17 protein-coding genes are annotated in these 16,869 nt (G+C 65.0%); 10 read left to right on the top strand and 7 right to left on the bottom strand.

Annotated elements, in window-relative coordinates; all coding sequences use genetic code 11:
• Nucleotides 1–334: 334 nt before the first annotated feature.
• A complete protein-coding gene (locus ACIQT2_RS06885) occupies nucleotides 335–1,096 on the bottom strand; it encodes a potassium channel family protein (RefSeq protein WP_400328890.1) in 762 nt (253 codons plus the stop codon).
• Between the two features lie 43 nt (nucleotides 1,097–1,139).
• Nucleotides 1,140–1,361 (bottom strand): hypothetical protein, encoded by a 222-nt coding sequence (locus ACIQT2_RS06880; protein ID WP_400328893.1) that lies wholly within the window; start codon nucleotides 1,359–1,361, stop codon nucleotides 1,140–1,142.
• Nucleotides 1,362–1,538: 177 nt separating this feature from the next.
• Here ACIQT2_RS06880 and ACIQT2_RS06875 point away from each other — a divergent pair, with 177 nt between their 5' ends.
• A complete protein-coding gene (locus tag ACIQT2_RS06875; protein WP_402944817.1) occupies nucleotides 1,539–2,120 on the top strand; it encodes an acyl-CoA thioesterase in 582 nt (193 codons plus the stop codon).
• On the opposite strand, the gene ACIQT2_RS06870 is transcribed toward ACIQT2_RS06875, so the two are convergent.
• From ACIQT2_RS06870 to ACIQT2_RS06860, 3 genes are read right to left on the bottom strand one after another with little or no spacing between them, the layout of a single operon-like run.
• On the bottom strand, nucleotides 2,117–2,917 hold the full coding sequence (locus ACIQT2_RS06870) for an ABC transporter permease subunit (RefSeq protein ID WP_400328899.1): 801 nt from the start codon (nucleotides 2,915–2,917) through the stop codon (nucleotides 2,117–2,119). The two genes, ACIQT2_RS06875 and ACIQT2_RS06870, sit on opposite strands and share 4 nt — an antisense overlap.
• Nucleotides 2,910–3,920, bottom strand: coding sequence for an ABC transporter ATP-binding protein (locus tag ACIQT2_RS06865; protein WP_402944815.1), 1,011 nt, complete (start codon nucleotides 3,918–3,920; stop codon nucleotides 2,910–2,912). Before ACIQT2_RS06865 ends, ACIQT2_RS06870 begins: the two co-directional genes overlap by 8 nt.
• The gene (locus ACIQT2_RS06860) at nucleotides 3,886–4,593 is read right to left on the bottom strand and encodes a TetR family transcriptional regulator (RefSeq protein ID WP_402944813.1); all 708 of its coding nucleotides are present in this window, start codon (nucleotides 4,591–4,593) and stop codon (nucleotides 3,886–3,888) included. Before ACIQT2_RS06860 ends, ACIQT2_RS06865 begins: the two co-directional genes overlap by 35 nt.
• 309 nt (nucleotides 4,594–4,902) lie before the next feature.
• Here ACIQT2_RS06860 and ACIQT2_RS06855 point away from each other — a divergent pair, with 309 nt between their 5' ends.
• Nucleotides 4,903–6,582: a GDSL-type esterase/lipase family protein gene (locus ACIQT2_RS06855; protein WP_402944811.1), complete on the top strand. Its 1,680-nt coding sequence runs from the start codon at nucleotides 4,903–4,905 to the stop codon at nucleotides 6,580–6,582.
• A 184-nt stretch (nucleotides 6,583–6,766) separates the two neighbouring features.
• A complete protein-coding gene (locus tag ACIQT2_RS06850; protein ID WP_400328912.1) occupies nucleotides 6,767–7,147 on the top strand; it encodes a thioredoxin family protein in 381 nt (126 codons plus the stop codon).
• Between the two features lie 91 nt (nucleotides 7,148–7,238).
• On the opposite strand, the gene ACIQT2_RS06845 is transcribed toward ACIQT2_RS06850, so the two are convergent.
• Nucleotides 7,239–7,517 (bottom strand): putative quinol monooxygenase, encoded by a 279-nt coding sequence (locus ACIQT2_RS06845; RefSeq protein WP_385665677.1) that lies wholly within the window; start codon nucleotides 7,515–7,517, stop codon nucleotides 7,239–7,241.
• 83 nt (nucleotides 7,518–7,600) lie between these two features.
• On the opposite strand from ACIQT2_RS06845, the gene ACIQT2_RS06840 reads away from it, so the two are divergent.
• Nucleotides 7,601–9,277 carry an AMP-binding protein gene (locus ACIQT2_RS06840; protein WP_402944809.1) on the top strand — a complete coding sequence of 559 codons (1,677 nt, stop codon included), beginning with the start codon at nucleotides 7,601–7,603 and terminating at the stop codon, nucleotides 9,275–9,277.
• Nucleotides 9,278–9,345: 68 nt separating this feature from the next.
• Here ACIQT2_RS06840 and ACIQT2_RS06835 read toward each other — a convergent pair whose 3' ends face one another.
• Nucleotides 9,346–10,320 (bottom strand): DNA-3-methyladenine glycosylase family protein, encoded by a 975-nt coding sequence (locus ACIQT2_RS06835; RefSeq protein WP_402944807.1) that lies wholly within the window; start codon nucleotides 10,318–10,320, stop codon nucleotides 9,346–9,348.
• Between the two features lie 141 nt (nucleotides 10,321–10,461).
• On the opposite strand from ACIQT2_RS06835, the gene ACIQT2_RS06830 reads away from it, so the two are divergent.
• The 6 genes from ACIQT2_RS06830 (at nucleotide 10,462) to ACIQT2_RS06805 (ending at nucleotide 16,829) form a co-directional block, all read left to right on the top strand.
• Nucleotides 10,462–10,854, top strand: a complete 393-nt coding sequence (locus tag ACIQT2_RS06830; RefSeq protein ID WP_397324358.1) for a VOC family protein — start codon at nucleotides 10,462–10,464, stop codon at nucleotides 10,852–10,854.
• 66 nt (nucleotides 10,855–10,920) lie between these two features.
• Complete coding sequence (locus tag ACIQT2_RS06825; protein WP_402944804.1) at nucleotides 10,921–12,306, top strand: cystathionine beta-synthase; 1,386 nt, start codon at nucleotides 10,921–10,923, stop codon at nucleotides 12,304–12,306.
• 34 nt (nucleotides 12,307–12,340) lie between these two features.
• A complete protein-coding gene (locus ACIQT2_RS06820) occupies nucleotides 12,341–13,510 on the top strand; it encodes a cystathionine gamma-synthase (protein ID WP_402944802.1) in 1,170 nt (389 codons plus the stop codon).
• Between the two features lie 4 nt (nucleotides 13,511–13,514).
• Nucleotides 13,515–14,822, top strand: coding sequence for a glycosyltransferase 87 family protein (locus tag ACIQT2_RS06815; RefSeq protein WP_402944800.1), 1,308 nt, complete (start codon nucleotides 13,515–13,517; stop codon nucleotides 14,820–14,822).
• Nucleotides 14,823–14,970: 148 nt separating this feature from the next.
• Nucleotides 14,971–15,498 carry a winged helix-turn-helix transcriptional regulator gene (locus ACIQT2_RS06810; protein WP_402944797.1) on the top strand — a complete coding sequence of 176 codons (528 nt, stop codon included), beginning with the start codon at nucleotides 14,971–14,973 and terminating at the stop codon, nucleotides 15,496–15,498.
• The gene (locus ACIQT2_RS06805; protein WP_402944794.1) at nucleotides 15,495–16,829 is read left to right on the top strand and encodes an MFS transporter; all 1,335 of its coding nucleotides are present in this window, start codon (nucleotides 15,495–15,497) and stop codon (nucleotides 16,827–16,829) included. Before ACIQT2_RS06810 ends, ACIQT2_RS06805 begins: the two co-directional genes overlap by 4 nt.
• Nucleotides 16,830–16,869: the final 40 nt, after the last annotated feature.

The raw sequence follows: 16,869 nt of genomic DNA, 5'->3' as shown, positions 1-16,869 counted from the left end.
TTCCGGGGATTTTTTGTTTGCCCACGCGGTCATCTTCGCCAAGCGTCCTTGGAACCTCCCCGGCTGTGTCGCCCGGCCCACTCCAGCGCGGCAGGCGTGTACCGCCACGACCTACTTTGACCGCCATGCCGGGCGACTAGCCGCAGCCCAGGGGCGTGTCGCGGGAGCGGAGACTCCAAAGGGGGTCGTAGCGGTACGGGCCGACGCCGACTCCCCGCCGATCTGCGGCCCGCCAGGCCGCCGTCGTATGCCTGTCAGTCCCTGGCGGCGCTTGTCAATCGCGGCCCGGGCGGCCCGTGCTGACGAGCCCGGGCGTGTGCAAGCAACCCCGGACCTATCGGCGCTCCTCGTTTAACTCCCGCAGCTCGGCGATCTCCTGGCGCAGGGCCGTGATCTCGGTCAGCAGGACCGCAATCTCGGCACGCACAGGCGCCTCAGCGGCCAGGGTCTTGTCTTCGACGGCGGCTGCCACGCCTTCAGCGTTTTCCTCGATGCGCTGCACCAGCCACGAGGCAATGGAAGCGGTGACAATACCCAGGACGGCAATGCCACTCATCATCAATGCGGCAGCCACCACGCGGCCCATGGGTGTTACGGGGTAGAGATCGCCGTAGCCCACGGTGGTAATGGTGGTGATGGCCCACCATAAGGCGTCGCCGAACGTCACGATTTTCGCGTCGGGGGCGCCCTGTTCAACGTCCAGGACGGCGAGCGCACCCACCAGCACCAGCATTGCGGCTGAGCCGGCCACGTAGGTGGCGATGCGTCCGCGCAGGGTTTCTCCCACGGTGCGGTGCAGCACCGAGAGCAAGGTGACGAGCCGAAGGAGCCGGAGGGGCCGGAAGAAGGGGAGCACCACGATGAGGAGCTCGTGCAGGTTCCAGAAGAACCATCGCTTGCGGTCGTCGGCGAGCCAAAGGTTGGCGATGTAGTCCAGGGCGAAGATGCCCCACGTGATCCAGAGGATCACTTCGAAGGGCTGGGCCGCGGCGCCATCGACGCGCCCAATGACCTGCCAGGCGTAGGCACCCAGGAAGATCAGGGCCGTGATCATGAGGGGCCACTCGACGAGGTCCCGGTATCGCGCTTGCGTCATACCGGAATACTAGTCACGGTGTGGCCCTGCACGGCCGTGGCAACTACGCCGCCGGGGTTTCGAGCCAGTAGCCGTCCAGGTGGTGGACCAATTGGCGGCCCAGACCGCCCTTGAGCTGGACCCACAGGGTGCTGCGGTCATCGGTCATGCCGTCGATGGTTCCTTCGATGCGGTTCCCTCGGGCGTCCGCCAGGACCACTTCCTGGCGGATGGCGAGCTCGGGCCAGACGTCCCCGCCGGCCGTGGTGGTTTGCAGTGTGCTCAAGGGAGCCCCCCGTTTGTTGTACGTGTTCATGAGTTCCAGATATTGTGCACGGTTTTCGTGAACCTGCGGTAAACGTTTGTGCAAACGTTGGACATAAACCCACCTTGACTGGCGGGTGCGGTCCGCCAGATGGATACCTCTTTCCGGCACATGTTACTCATGGGTAACATGAAAGGCATGCACCTGCTTCTCCGCACGATCATGCTGCTCTTTACCTCCGCCAAGCGTTCACCGCTCGCTGTCTGGGATACCTCGTCCCTGCCCTTGCGCGTCCTGCCTACTGACATCGACATCGCGATGCACGTCAATAACGGCATGTACTTCTCGCTCATGGACCTGGGCCGTTTCGACCTCATGGTGCGCAGCGGCATTTGGCGCAGGATGCGCAAGCGCGGCTGGAGCCCGGTGGCCGCGGGGGAGACCATCGCCTTCCGGAAATCGCTTCAGCTATGGCAGCGCTACACGGTGGAGACCAGGATCATCGGCCTGGACGCCAAAGCCATTTATTTTGAACAGCGCATGGTGGTGGACGGCGAAATCTATGCGCGGGCCCATATCGCCACGCGCCTGGTTGCCAAGGGAAAGCCGGTGAGCCAGGAGGACATTATCGCGGAGTTCGGCGCTCCGCCCGCGGATCTGGAACTTCCGGAATGGATCCACGAATGGCGCGAACACAATGCCCTCCCAGGCGCCCGTCGTCCGGCCCCGCATACCTGGGGCGCGGCCGAGGCGCGGGAGCACACTCGAGGCAACAGCTAGACGCCCACGTCGCGCCGCTGCAGGGCCACAGCGCCCACGGCAATGAGCGCCGCCGAAATGCCCAGCAGGCCAACCGCGGCTCCCCAATCGGCGCCGTTCGTCACCGGCGAATTGCCGTAGGCCCAGTGGTAGGGCGAGAGGTTCAGCAACCACTCCATGTTCGGGCTCTGCCTGCCCACTGCGTTGAAAACGTACCCCAAGACAGCCACTGCCGCGCCGGCGGCGATCCCGTAGACCTTCCTGCCGGTCAGCGCCCCAAGGCACAAGGCAGCGGTTCCGCTGAGCAGTGCCAGCCCGGCGAACAGCACCACGGCTCCGGCGAGGTGCCCGACGTCGATACCCAGTTGCGCTGGTCCGTTCAGTACCAGCACCAGGACGAAGACGAGCAGCGCCAGCGCGGCGACGCGGACCACCAGTGCCAGGGCCCGTTCCAGGACCACCTGGATGCGCGTGACGCTGTGGGCCAACGTGAGCTCCAGCAGCCCGGATTCCTCGTCGCCGCCCACGGCTGCGGCACCCCAGCCCACGGATGCCAGGGACATGAGCAGGAAGCCGATCAGCCCGAACAGCGTGGCCTGGGTGTAGCCGGTTCCCGTGGCGATTTGGTCGTAGTTCAGGGCCTTGGTCATCCCCTGTGGCAAGGCATCGATCATCTGCTGCATCTGCGAGCTGCCCCCGATGGACGGGTAGAGAGGCAGGTAGAGCAAGATGGCGCCTGTCAGTCCCAGCCCCCATGCGATGGTGGAGCGCCAGGAATCCGTCAGTGCCTTGGTGAAAAGGGGCAGGATCCTAGGCATGATGGGCTTCTTCCTTGGGTGCGGCGGCTTGGCCGGTGACAGCCGAAGTACCGGGTGAATGGTGGCCGTTGCCCTCGTAGTGGCCCGTGTAGAGCGTGAGCACGGCTTCTTCGAGGTCCGGTTCCTCCAACACCAGGTCAGTGAGTTCCAGCCGGGCCAACTCGTGCACCAGCGGTTGGACCTGGCCGGACAGGGTGGCAGTGGCCTCCACGGCAGGGCGGGAGGCGCCGTCGGGGGAAACTTCCCGCAGCGCCACGTTGGCGACGCCCGGCACCCGGGCCAGCAGCGCGCCGACGTCGTGCGTTTCCGTTCCCGTGACGTTGAACTTCACCTGCCGCACGGCCGCGTTCCGCAGGGCTTCCACGGTGGAAATGGTGACGATGCCGCCGTCGCGCAGGATCGCGACAGCGTCCGCGGCCTGCTGGACTTCGCTCAGGACGTGGGAGCTGAGGAAAACGGTGGCGCCGTTGTCCACGGCCTCGCGGACCATGGCGTGGAATTCCTGCTGGACCAGTGGGTCCAGGCCACTGGTGGGCTCGTCCAGCACCAGGAGTTCGGGCCTGTGCATGAAGGCTTGGAGCAGCCCCAGCTTCTGCTTGTTGCCCTTGGAAAGCTTCCGGGTTTGCCGGTCCAGGTCGAGGTCCAAACGGTCCGCGAGCGCCTTGACGTCGGCGCGGTCCACGGGGCCGCTGATGGCCTCGAAGTGTTCCACGACGCGTCGGCCGGTGGTCCGGTTCTCCAAGTGCAGTTCGCCCGGAAGGTACCCGATCCGGCGGCGCAACGCGGTTCCGCCCCGGCGTGGATCCTGGCCCAGGACGGAGATGCTTCCTGAGCTCGGACGGATGATGTCCAGCAGGCAGCGCATGGTGGTGGTCTTGCCCGCGCCATTCGGTCCGATCACGCCGAACACTGTGCCGGCGTCCACGGCGAAGTCCAGTCCGTGCAGGACTTCGCGGTGGCCGAACTTCTTACGCAACCCCTCGACGACGATTGCCTGGGTCACGGGGCATGCTCCCTTCGGTGGTGCTTGGTTGGTGGTGGAGGGCTTCGCGGGCCGATTCGAGGAACCGCGAGTCTGTGTAGAAACCGTGGGTGTAGATGTCCAGGGCGGGAAGGGTCAGGTGCCGCAGGAGCTCGGGGCCAATGCCGTGTGGCTCGGAGACCGGCGTGCCGAGCGCCCGGGAAACATGCCGGCCCAGCATGAGCATGGACAGGCTGTTGGACGCGATGACCACGGCCGTGGCGCGGACGTCCTCGAAGGCGCGGATGGTGCCGGCTTTGATGCCAGTGTGGATGATGTCCTCCGTTTGGCTGACCACCCCGTCGAAGAAGGCATCTCCAGCGTCCGACTCGTCGCCCAGGGATTGGCGGATGTAGGCGATCTCGTCGGCGTACTCGTGCGGGTTGTTCAGGTAGTCCTGGATGAGGAGCCGGGTGGTCCCGGGGTCGGCCTTCTCGCGTCCCTGGCTGGCTGTTTGGGCCAGGACGTGCTGGTCGCAGACGTCGCGAAGGCCGGCTTTGCTGCCGAAATGGTGGATCACCAGGCCGGGGCTCACTCCCGCCTCCGCTGCGACGGACCGGACGGTGGCGCGGGCAAAGCCGTCCCGGCCGAACAAGCCGATGGCGGCGTCCCGGATACGTGCCCGGGTGGTCAAATCCTCTGCGGTTGAACGCATGTTTCAAAGACTAAACACATGTTCAACACGCCGCAAGAGCTTTCGGAAAATAACGATGTTGCACCAATGGCCGCGTCGATTAACAGGTAGGCGCCGCCGTCGAACATACTTGCCTGACTGTGTCCGGTGGGGAGGCAGCAGCCGGGCGTTCCGCCCAAGTTTTTATGGGGTAGCAGTATGGGTTCCACAGGGTCAAAAAGTGGCCATGCCCGCCGCGGGCTTTCAATCTGCGCAAGCGTTCTTTTGCTGGCCGGGGGTGTGTTTGGAACAGCGGTTCCGGCAGTAGCCACGGATACACAGGCGCCGTCCGTGTCAGGTGCCATCGGCCAGTTGTACAACACGAGTGCCTGGGCGCGGAGCGTCCTGCTCAAGCCAACTGCCAAAGAGGAATGTGCGGCCTCCGGATGCGTGCAGCGCTTCACCGGTGGAGACATCGCCTGGTCAGCCCGGACCGGTGCGCGGGTAGTGGTCAACGGTCCGGTCCGCACCGCATGGTGGGACAACGGCGGCCCGGCGGGATACCACGGCTACCCGACGACGGACACGGCCCTGGGCCTTCGCAACGGTGGCTCCAAGCAGGTGTTTGAACGCGGAGCCATCACGTCTTCTCCGGGTACCGGGGCGCAGCGCACCACCGGTGCCATCCATCTTGCCTGGGTCCGTTCGGGCACTGACAGCGGGTACCTTGGCTACCCCGTCACCGGGGAACGGACAGGACTGCCCGACGGCGGTGCGTACCAGGTCTTCGAGCGCGGCTTCATTGTGTGGTCGGCAGCCAGTGGGGCGCATCCCTCCATGGGAGCCATCCGTGGGCGCTGGCGGGAATCCGGCCTGGAGGGCGGAGAGCTCGGCTACCCCACCTCGGATGAGGCCGCCGGGCTGAAGAACGGGGGATCGGCGCAGCAATACCAACGCGGAACCATCGTTTGGTCTCCGGCCACCGGGGCCCGTGTGCTGACCGGGGCCATCCGGGCTTACTGGTCCTCAACGGGGGGACAGAACGGGGCGCTTGGTTACCCCGTGGGAGAAGAGAACCGCCAGGCGAATTTCGTGTACCAGCAGTTCCAGGGCGGCACCGTGTACTGGTCCGCGGCCACAGGAGCCCACTCCACCACGCATGGTGACATCCACAACCGCTACGTGGCACTTGGCGGCGGGGCAGGGCAACTGGGACTGCCGTTGACGGACAAGATTCCCAAGGCCGGGGGGCTGGTCCAGCAGTTCGCCAACGGCTGGATCGTATGGGGTCCAGGTTCAGGAACCCGGATTGTCGGCCATCCAAGCTACAAAGTGTGGTCCGTGAACCCGGGCGACTTCGGCTGGCCCGTCCGCGACACCTGGACCGATTCCCGTGGCGACCACGTTGCCTTCCAAAAGCTGGAGACCATCTGGAACCAAACCACCCAGGAACTGTATTCGGCGGAGGCAGTGGATGCTTCCACGGCCGTAATCCTCGGAGACTCGCAGCTGGACCTCGACTCCTGGGGTGAACAGGGGGCCCGCGCGGCAGGCTACCCACGCCAGGTGGTCCGCAGTATCGGCGGGATGGGCTACGTCTCCGGGAGTTCGGTTGGTTCCGCGACGGACGCCGTCCTCCTGGACCGGATCCTCCTGCCGCAGGGGAACCCCGGAGTGGTGATAGTGAACCTGGGCGGAAATGATGCCCGGATCATGGCCACCGACGCCGCCATCCTTTCCCAGGCCAACAAGTTGTGGGATGAGCTGCGGCGTAAGTATCCGCGGAGCACCATCGTCATCAACGGCGTGCTCTCCCGCTACGATTCCACCCACTTCCAGCGCCGCTGGGTGGATGGCATGCTGATGCGCGAGGCCGCGCTCCGGGGCTGGCCGCACGTTTCCATGGCCGGCACCGCCACCATCGCCGGAGCAGACGGAAACTACCTTGACAACATCCACATGAACCAGACCGGCCATAACAAGGTGGCGCCACTCTACGCCTCGGCCCTGAAATACGTGCTGGGCAGGTAGGCACCCGGTGCCCGGCGGTTAGGCACTCCCGTGGCGGGGCCTGCTTTGCGTTCTTTGCGGCGCTGTTGGAGCGCACGGCGGGCCCCGCAACGGAGCAGGTTCCGTGGTTATTCCCGGTGACGCGGGAAGCGAACAGGCGGTCCCCGCACGGGACTTCCAGACCAGGGTCGCGTACGGTGGAATCATGGCTACAGTTGACATCACTGGAGAACAGTTCGCACAGACCATTGAGGGCAACGACATTGTCCTGGTGGATTTCTGGGCCGCCTGGTGCGGCCCGTGCCGCCAGTTTGCCCCCGTTTACCAGGCGTCGTCGGACAACCACTCCGACGTCTTCTTCGCGAAGGTGGACACCGAGGCCGAGCAGCAGCTCGCCGCCGAGGCCGGAATCACCTCCATCCCCACGCTGATGGCTTTCCGTGAAAAAGTCCTGGTCTTCTCGCAGCCAGGTGCCCTGAACGGTCCGCAGCTCGAGCAGGTCATCGAGGCCGTGAAGGGCCTGGACATGGAAGAGGTCCACGCCCACGTCGCCAAGCAGCGCGCTGCACAGGCCGAAGAAAACTAGAACTTCCCCGGCGATCGACGGGATCGCCGGAAACGCAATGAGGTCGCCGGACAATTCCGGCGACCTCATTGCGTTTGCAGCGACTTCGGGATCAGAGGCGTTCCAGCTGGACCGGCTCTGCCAACAGGGCGCTCAGGGATTCGTTCAGGTCCTGGACGGCGATGCCCTTGGAGTGCTTCTCCAGCAGTTCCTCGGACTCCCAACGCTCGGTCAGGACGAGCTTCTCTTCCGTGGCTTCGGTCAGTTCGTAGCGGATGCAACCGGGCTCGTTGACCACCTCGTCGATCGCGATCTCGAGGGCGAGCTTCACACGGAAGAATTCGCCGTCATTGGGGATGAACGTTGCCTGCAGGTCGATGGGTGCACTCATGCCCTCAACACTACCGGGAGGACACGTTCACCTTTGAGCTGTTTACGGTTCTGTTGCGGGCGACGGCTTGGTAGCGTTCCGTCATGTTGTCCTACACCGCCGGTGACACTGACGTCCCGCTGCTTGAAGAGACCATTGGCGCCAATTTTGAACGCGTAGCCGCCCAGTTCCCGTTGCGCGACGCCTTGATAGAGGCAGCAGCTGCGCCGGGCGGGGAAGCCCGCCGCTGGAGCTACCAAAAGCTGAACGACGACGTCGACCGTCTCGCCCGCGCGCTGCTCGCCTTGGGCGTGGCCAAGGGAGACCGGATTGGCATCTGGAGTCCCAATTGCGCCGAGTGGACCATCCTCCAATACGCCACCGCCAAGGTCGGCGCGGTGCTGGTCAACGTCAATCCGGCCTACCGGAGCCACGAGCTGGAGTTCGTGGTGAAGCAAAACGGCATGCGGACGCTGGTCACTGCACCCACGGACAAGAACAGCGACTACGTGGGCATGGCCAGGGCGGCCCTCGCCTCATGTCCTGAGCTCAAGGAATTGGTGTTCCTCCCCGGCGATCCGCTCCTGGGCCTGCGCTCCGGCGTACCGGAAACCGGCCACGAACTGACGTACGCCGAACTGCTGACCCGGGCCGACGCCGTCGGGCCTTCCGCGCTGCGTGAGCGAATGGCGCAACTGGGCCCGCACGATCCCATCAACCTGCAATACACCTCCGGCACCACGGGGTTCCCCAAAGGTGCCACGCTGACCCACCACAACATCCTCAACAACGGTCACTCGATCGGGCGGCTCCTCGGCTACACCGAACACGACCGTGTGGTGATTCCCGTGCCGTTCTACCACTGCTTTGGCATGGTGATCGGAAACCTCAACGCACTCAGCTTCGGTGCCGCCACGATTATTCCTGGGAGGGGCTTCAATCCGTCGGCCGCGCTGGAAGCCGTGCAGGACTTCGGCGGGACCTCGCTGTATGGCGTGCCCACCATGTTTATAGCCGAACGGGCGCTGGAAGACTTCGGATCCTACGATCTGTCCACGCTCCGGACCGGCGTCATGGCCGGCTCCCTGTGCCCCATCGAGGTGATGCGGCGCGTGATCGGCGAGATGCACATGGTGGACGTGGCCATTTGCTACGGCATGACGGAGACCTCGCCCGTTTCCACCATGACCCGCGCGGGCGACACCTTGGAACAGCGGACCACCACCGTTGGCCGCACCATGCCGCACCTGGAAAGCCGGATCGTTGACCCCGGGAGCTGGGAGGCGGTGGAACGGGGAACGATCGGGGAGTTGTGCACGCGTGGCTACGCCGTGATGCAGGGCTACTGGGGGCAACCGGACAAGACCACGGAAGCGATTGACGCCGACGGTTGGATGCACACCGGAGACCTCGCCCGCATGGACCAGGACGGGTACGTAGTGATCGAGGGCCGCATCAAGGACATGGTGATCCGGGGCGGGGAGAACATCTATCCGCGCGAGATCGAGGAGTTCCTGTATCTGCACCCGTCCATCCAGGACGTCCAAGTGATCGGCGTTCCGGATGCCAAGTACGGCGAGGAGCTCATGGCCTGCATCATCCTCAAACCCGGGGCAGCCGCCCTCACTGCCGAGGACGTGGCGGCGTATTGCCGGGGCAAGCTGGCCCACTTCAAGATCCCGCGCTATGTGGATGTCCGCGAGAGCTTCCCCATGACCGTCTCGGGCAAAGTCCGGAAGATCGACATGCGCCAGGAAGCGGTGACGCGCCTCCACCTCTAAAAGCAACGCGGGGTCACTTGCAGCCCAAAAATAGCGGTCGAATGGGCCGTAGGTGACCCCGGGTTGCGTTAGTGGGAGCGGTGGTCCTGGACCGTCATGCGGGGGCCGAACGTGGGTTTCCGGAAGCCGCTCAGGTAAAGCATGCGGACCAGCCGTTGCCGTTGCCCACGCCAGGGTTCCAGGAGTTGGAGCATCCCGGCGTCGTCCGTCTTTCGGCCGGTCAAGGCGTACCCCACATAGGCCGCCAAATGGTAGTCACCCACGGAAATCGAATCCGGGCAGCCATGGGTCCGCTGCACCACCTCGGCGGCCGTCCAGATGCCGATGCCAGGAATGGTCTGCATTTTGGCTCCGGCTTCAGCAGCGCTGAGCGCACCCAGGCGGTCAAGCCCGACGGCGGACTGCAGCGCCCGCATCACCGTGGCCGAACGCTGTGGTCCCACGCCGGCCTTGTGCCACTCCCATGAGGGGACGGCAAGCCACTGCCGGGCCGTGGGCGGAACCAGGAGGCCCTGCGGTGCTACCCGGCCCGGTGCTTTGGTGCCGTAGCGGTACATCAGATACCGGTACCCGCGGCGCGCCTCCAAAGTGGTGACCTTTTGCTCCAAAATGGTGGGCACCAGTGAATCGACCACCCTCCCGGTGGAGGGCAGCCGCAAAGCCAGGTTCCGGCGTCGTGCTTCAGTGACAAGGCGGGGGAGGGTGGAATGGAAGGCGGGCTCGTCGAAAGCTGCCCAATCGTCGTCGGCGCCCAACAGGCGCGGGACACCGGCGATGGCGTCTTCCGCACCTGGACCCCAGGCCTGTGCGTCCACCCATGAGCCGGACCCCAAACCGCCGGAGGAAAGCCGCAGCGTCACAGGTCCGGAAGCGGTAGTGAATGCCAGCCAGTATCCGCTGGGGTGGGCTGCGAAGGAAGGGTCGCCGTTGCCTCGCTGCAGCGGGAACAGCGTTTGATCCAGGCGGTAAGGGGTTCCCGGATGCCACCTGAGCGATGCGTCCGCCGCGGCCGCAACAAGCGGCGGAGCTTCAGCAATGGTCATGCTTTCATGGTCCCATGCCGGGCTGACAATTTGCCCCGTGAAGCCCTTACCGCCGCTGGGGTACGCGGCTAGACTCCCTGATGTGGCGTGGAACAGGCCGCGCCACCCCAGGAAAATCCCCAGGAATAAGGAGCGCCAGCCATGGCCGCGATTGTGCATTTCGAAATTCCCACGGACAACAAAGAACGGGCCAACACCTTTTACCAGAGCACCTTCGGCTGGAACCTCAGCCCCATGCAGGGGATGGACTACACGATCGCCCTCACCACCGACTCTGATGAGCAAACCGGCATGCCCAAAGAGCCTGGGGCCATCAACGGAGCCCTCTTTCCCCGGTCGGAGAACCTGAAAACGCCTATCCTCACCATTGATGTTGACGACATCGACGCCGCCCTCGGCCAGGTGGAACAGGCCGGCGGTTCGGTGGTGCAGGGCAAGGACGCCGTGCCAACCATGGGTTGGTACGCGTACTTCAAGGACACGGAAGGCAACATCCTGGGACTGTGGCAGACGGACCAATCCGCGGGAAGCTAAGCAGATGCGGCTGGCCCGGGAGGCCCCGGAACGGGCCGATCCCGGGCAGACGGTAACTTTGTACCTATGAAGTACGCCCAGTCCGTGTTGGACCTCATCGGCAATACACCGCTCATCAAGCTCAACCACATCACGGACGGGATCAAAGCCACAGTCCTGGTGAAACTCGAGTACGTCAACCCCGGCGGATCCATCAAAGACCGGATCGCCGTGAAGATGATCGAGGACGCTGAAAAGGACGGTCGGCTCAAGCCGGGCGGAACCATCGTTGAACCGACCTCGGGCAACACGGGCGTGGGGCTGGCCCTCGTAGCCCAGCAGAAGGGCTACAAATGCGTATTCGTGGTGCCGGACAAGGTGGGCGAGGACAAACGTGCCGTCCTGCAGGCGTATGGCGCCGAGGTCGTGGTGACGCCCACCGCCGTCGCTCCCGACAGCCCGCACAGCTACTACGGTGTGTCCGACCGGCTGGTCCGCGAGATTCCCGGTGCCTTCAAGCCGGACCAGTTCTCCAACCCCGCCGCGCCGGGCAGCCACTTCGAGTCCACCGGGCCGGAGATCTGGCGGGACACGGATGGCCGCGTCACGCATGTGGTGATTGGGGCCGGAACCGGCGGCACCATCACCGGCACAGGCCGGTTTCTCAAGGAAGTTTCGGCAGAGCGCCCCGAGTCCGACGGCGGCCGGGTCAAGGTCATCGGCGCGGACCCGGCGGGGTCGGTCTACTCAGGCGGGACCGGACGCCCCTACTTTGTTGAGGGCGTCGGGGAGGACATGTGGCCGGACAACTACGACCAGTCCGTCCCGGACGATGTCATTGCGGTCTCCGACGCTGACTCCTTTGCCATGACCCGGCGCCTGGCCCGCGAGGAAGGGCTGCTGGTGGGCGGCTCGTCCGGCATGGCCGTGGTAGCTGCCCTGCAGGCCGCCAAGGACCTGGACGAATCCGCCGTGGTGGTGGTGATCCTGCCGGACTCCGGCCGCGGATACCTGGCCAAGATCTTCAACGACCAGTGGATGCGCTCCTACGGCTTCCTCTCCGGCGGCGAAGAAGCGTCAGTTGGCGAGGTGCTGAAGTCCAAGACCGGAGAATTGCCGGACCTGGTCCATATCCACCCCAACGAGTCCGTCCGCGATGTCATCAACATCATGAATGAGTTCGGCGTGTCCCATATCCCTGTCCTAACGCAGGAGCCGCCCGTGGTGATGGGCGAAGTGGTTGGTGCCGTGGATGAGCGGAGCCTCACCTCCAAGCTGTTCAAGGGCGAAGCGAAGCTCACGGACAAGATCGCCGAACACATGGGCGAGCGCCTGCCCGTGATCGGCTCTCTGGAGACCATTTCCGCCGCGCGTGAGCTGCTGTCCGACGTCGATACCGTCATGGTCACGTTCGCCGGAGCCCCCGTGGGGATCCTGACCCGCCACGACCTGCTCGCGTACCTGAGCAACTAAGCGCCGAGCCAGAAGCACAGAAAGAGGAGCCTTCATGTCTGCCAACACCAACGCAGGTTTCAACACGCGCGCCGTCCACGCCGGCCAGGACTTCGAACCCCGTACCGGTGCCGTGGTGCCGCCGCTGCACTTCAGCTCCACGTATGCCCAGGACGGCATCGGGGGCCTGCGCTCCGGCTACGAGTATGGCCGAGGCGGCAACCCTACCCGTGACGCCTTGCAGGAGCAGCTCGCGGCACTCGAAGGAGGCACGGCCGCGTTTTCCTTCGGATCCGGGCTCGCTGCCGAGGATTCGCTGATCCGCGCCATCGCACGGCCGGGCGACCACATTGTGCTCGGCAACGACGCCTACGGTGGAACCTACCGGCTCATCAACCGGGTCCTCGGCGACTGGGGGATCGGCAACACTCCCGTTGACATGTCCGACCTCGACGCCGTTGCGCGCGCCGTGGCGGCGAACCAGACCCGCATTGTTTGGGTGGAAACGCCGTCCAACCCGATGATGAAGATCACGGACATCGCGGCGCTCGCCACCGTAGCGCACGATGCCGGTGCCCTCCTGGTGGTGGACAACACCTTCGCTTCTCCCTACTTGCAGACCCCGCTCGCCTTGGGTGCCGACGTGGTGGTCCACTCCACCACCAAATACATTGGTGGCCACTCCGACGTGGTGGGTGGCGCGATCGTGGTCAAGGACGCCGAGTTGGCGGAGAAGATCGGCTTCATCCAGTTCGCAGTGGGTGCCGTATCAGGGCCCATGGACGCATTCCTGACCACCCGAGGCCTCAAGACGCTCGGCGTGCGGATGGACCGGCACAGTGAAAACGGCCAGGCAGTTGCCGAGTGGCTCCTGACGCGCCCCGAGGTGGAGGCCGTGCTCTACCCGGGCCTCCCGGACCACCCGGGACACGATCTCGCCGCCAAGCAGATGAAGAAGTTCGGCGGCATGGTGTCCGTCCAGTTCAAGGGCGGGGAAGCGGCGGCGCGCACTGTGGCCGAATCCACGTCCGTGTTCACGCTCGCGGAATCCCTGGGCGGCATCGAGTCCCTCATGAACTACCCGTCCGAGATGACCCACGCCTCGGTCAAGGGAACCGAACTGGCCGTCCCTGTGAACCTCCTGCGCCTGTCCTGCGGGATCGAGGAATCAGAGGACCTGATTGCCGACCTTGAGCAGGCTTTCGCCAAGATCAGCAATGGCTAGGACCGTGGCATCTTCTACACGTGCGGTTTCCCAACCGGCGACGCGTTCCACGGCCCAGCGCGGCTGGATCCTGACCATGGCCGCCGCGTTGACGTTGGCCGTGGCGGTCTGGTTCCTGTACACGGACTACGAGCCGGCGCTGAACGACTTCGAGGTCTACTACTACGGTGGCGGAAGGGTCCTTGAAGGCGGCGAGCTGTACGCCGTCCGCGATGGCCTGCCGTTTACCTACCCGCCCTTCGCTGCGTTGCTGTTCACGGGACTGGCCGCACTGGGTTTCTTCGGTGGGAGCCTGGTCTTCATCCTCGCAGCGCTTTTTGGGGCCGGCGTGGTGGCCGCCTGGCTGGCTCGCCACTACTTCTTCGGCCTGACCTCCTGGCGGGTGGCATTCGCCGACTACCGGTTCCGGACCACCGCGTTGTTGGGGACAGGGGCCATCCTGCTCCTGGGGCCGTGGCGCGATACGTTCGTCTTCGGCCAGATCAACATTGTGTTGATGGGCGTCATCCTGGCCGACTTCGCCCTGCACGGTAAGTCCCGGGCCGGTTTGATCCGTTGGCCTGCCGGATTGCTGATCGGCATGGCGGCAGGTGTGAAGCTCACGCCCCTGGCGTTTGGCCTCTACTTCCTGGTGCGCAAGGACTTCAAGGCCCTGGGGTGGATGGCCGCCGGGTTCTTTGGATCGATCGCCTTTGCCTGGGCCGTCTTGCCGCAGGCGTCCTTGGCGTTCTGGACGCAGATCCTGCCGGATACGGGACGTATCGGTGGGCCTGGCTACGTGGACAACCTGTCGCTCAAAGGCCTCCTGATCCACTTCGGCATGCCTGATTCCTCAACCACCAGCCTGGTATGGCTGGTCCTGTCCCTGGGGCTGGCAGCCCTTGCCGCCCTGATCATCAAGTGGGCCGTGGACGTCGAGGAGAATTTCGTGGCAGTCTCAGCCACTGCCGTGTTGATGCTGCTGGTCAGCCCGGTTTCGTGGTCCCACCACTGGGTGTGGGTTGCCGTTGCGCTGCCGAGCATGGCCTTCGCGATGCACCGGGTGCCTTCCCGCAACGGCCGGATGCGGACGGCGGGCTGGATCATTGTGGCCTTCTCCACTATTGCCTTCTACATGACCCCCAAGAACCTGGCTGTGTGGGCGGGAGCCGCCGAATGGGGGAAGGATCCGCAGACGCAGTGGCAGCTCATGGTGTCCAGCCTGGGCGTGGTGTGCGGGATCGCGATGATGGTGTACTGGGCACTTGCCTACCACCCGTCCCGGGCCGGGCTGAGGAACGGGTTGCCGGGACCTGTCGTCGAGCCCCGGTAGCCCAGTCGAGCCGTCACCACTGACTTTGGCGACAGCTGGCCGGCTGAGCAATCGAATGAGGTTGCTTTCACACTCCCGGCCCGGCAAAGAAGGTCGCGAAGGTACGCCCATGTAGCTTTCTTTAGAAAAGTCAGCTAGCTTTCAGGGTATGCCTTTGCGATCTGACTGGTCTGCACGCACCTGCAGCCTTGCCCGCGGCCTCGATGTCCTCGGTGACCCCTGGGGAAGCCTCGTCCTCCGCGAGGTCTTCTTCGGGAACGGCCGGTACGACGCCATCAAAAAACGCCTGGAAGTGGCGGACAATGTGCTGAGCAAGCGGCTTGGCTGGCTGGTGGAGTCCGGACTCCTGGCACAGCGGCCCTACAAGGATGGCGCACGGACCAGGCAGGAGTACGTCCTCACGCCCAAGGGGGAGGACTCGCTCCCGGTCCTCAACGCCATCATCATCTGGGCCGAGAAGCACCTGGATGCGCCCAACGAGGTTTCGCATATGCGGGTCATCCACACCGACTGCGGCAAGCCAACCTCGTCGGCAGATACGTGCACCCACTGCGGCGCGGCACTGACTGCCGCCAACACCAGCTGGCACAGCCTCAAACGGAGCGAACAGCCCATGCCACTCGCCGTCGCACCGCCCACGGCCCACGAACACGCCGAAACGGAGCTTCCCGCATGACCGCCCCAGAAACCACCGAGGTCCCCACCAGCAAACGGCGGCGCCTGCACCCGGCTTGGATGGTGGCCGCGGTGGCTTTCCTCGCCTTGGTCGGTGCCGCAGGATTCCGGGCCGCGCCGGGCGTCCTCATGGTCCCGCTCCAGCAGGAATTCGGCTGGTCCACTACCGTCTTGTCCCTGGCAGTCAGCATCAACCTGGTCCTCTTCGGACTGACGGCGCCCTTCGCGGCGGCCCTCATGGAGCGCTTCGGCATCCGAAGGGTCACTGCGATTGCCTTGTGCCTCATCGGTTTGGGATCTGCACTGACGGTGTTCGTCAACCAGTCGTGGCAGATTCTCCTCACGTGGGGTCTGCTCATCGGGCTGGGCACCGGTTCCATGGCCCTCGTGTTTGCCGCAACCATCGCCAACACATGGTTCGCCAAGAGCCGCGGACTGGTGATCGGCATCCTCACTGCAGGCAGTGCGGCCGGCCAGTTGGTCTTCCTTCCCTTCATCGCCATGCTGGCCCAGGATCCCGGCTGGCGCGGGGCCTCGCTGCTCATCGCCGCCGGTGCGCTCGCCGTAGTTCCGCTGGTGCTGCGGTGGCTGCGGAACTCGCCCTCCGACGTCGGCGTCCTGCCCTACGGTGCGGAACCCGCTTTGGAAAGCACGACGGCGGCCCCCGCCGCTGCGGACAGCGCTGCGGTTAAGGGGGAATCACCGAACGCGGCAGTCCGGGCGCTCCAGGTCCTCAAGCGCGCCAGCAAGGTCCGTACCTTCTGGGCTTTGGCTGCAGGCTTCGCGATCTGCGGGGCCACCACCAACGGTCTGATCGGTACGCACTTCATTCCTTCGGCCCACGACCACGGCATGCCCGAAACCACGGCCGCGGGCCTGCTGGCCGTCGTCGGAATCTTCGACATTGTGGGGACCATCGCTTCCGGTTGGCTGACCGACCGGTTCAACCCCCGTATTTTGCTGGCTGTCTACTACCAGTTCCGGGGCATCGGACTGCTGGTGCTGCCGCTGTTGCTGGGCTCGTCCGTTGAGCCAAGCATGATCATCTTCGTGGTGGTGTACGGGCTGGACTGGGTGGCCACCGTGCCTCCGACTGCCGCGATCTGCCGCCAAGTGTTCGGGGCCGACGGCTCCGTGGTTTTCGGCTGGGTATTCGCCGCGCACCAGCTCGGCGCCGCTGCGGCCGCCCTGCTTGCCGGATACATCCGCGATGCCACCGGACACTACAATTACGCCTGGCTGGGGGCAGCCGCGATGTGCACGGTGGCTGCCGTGATCAGTGCGACGATCCGCAAGGACGCTGCCCGGAAAGAACCTGTAGCTGTCCAGTAGCCGCGTTGTTGGGCCTGCTCTGCGCGCTATCTTCGTCCGA

The organism is Paenarthrobacter sp. NPDC090522 (assembly GCF_044769225.1).
Taxonomy (GTDB): domain Bacteria; phylum Actinomycetota; class Actinomycetes; order Actinomycetales; family Micrococcaceae; genus Arthrobacter.
This window is presented reverse-complemented; position numbering and strand designations above follow the sequence as displayed.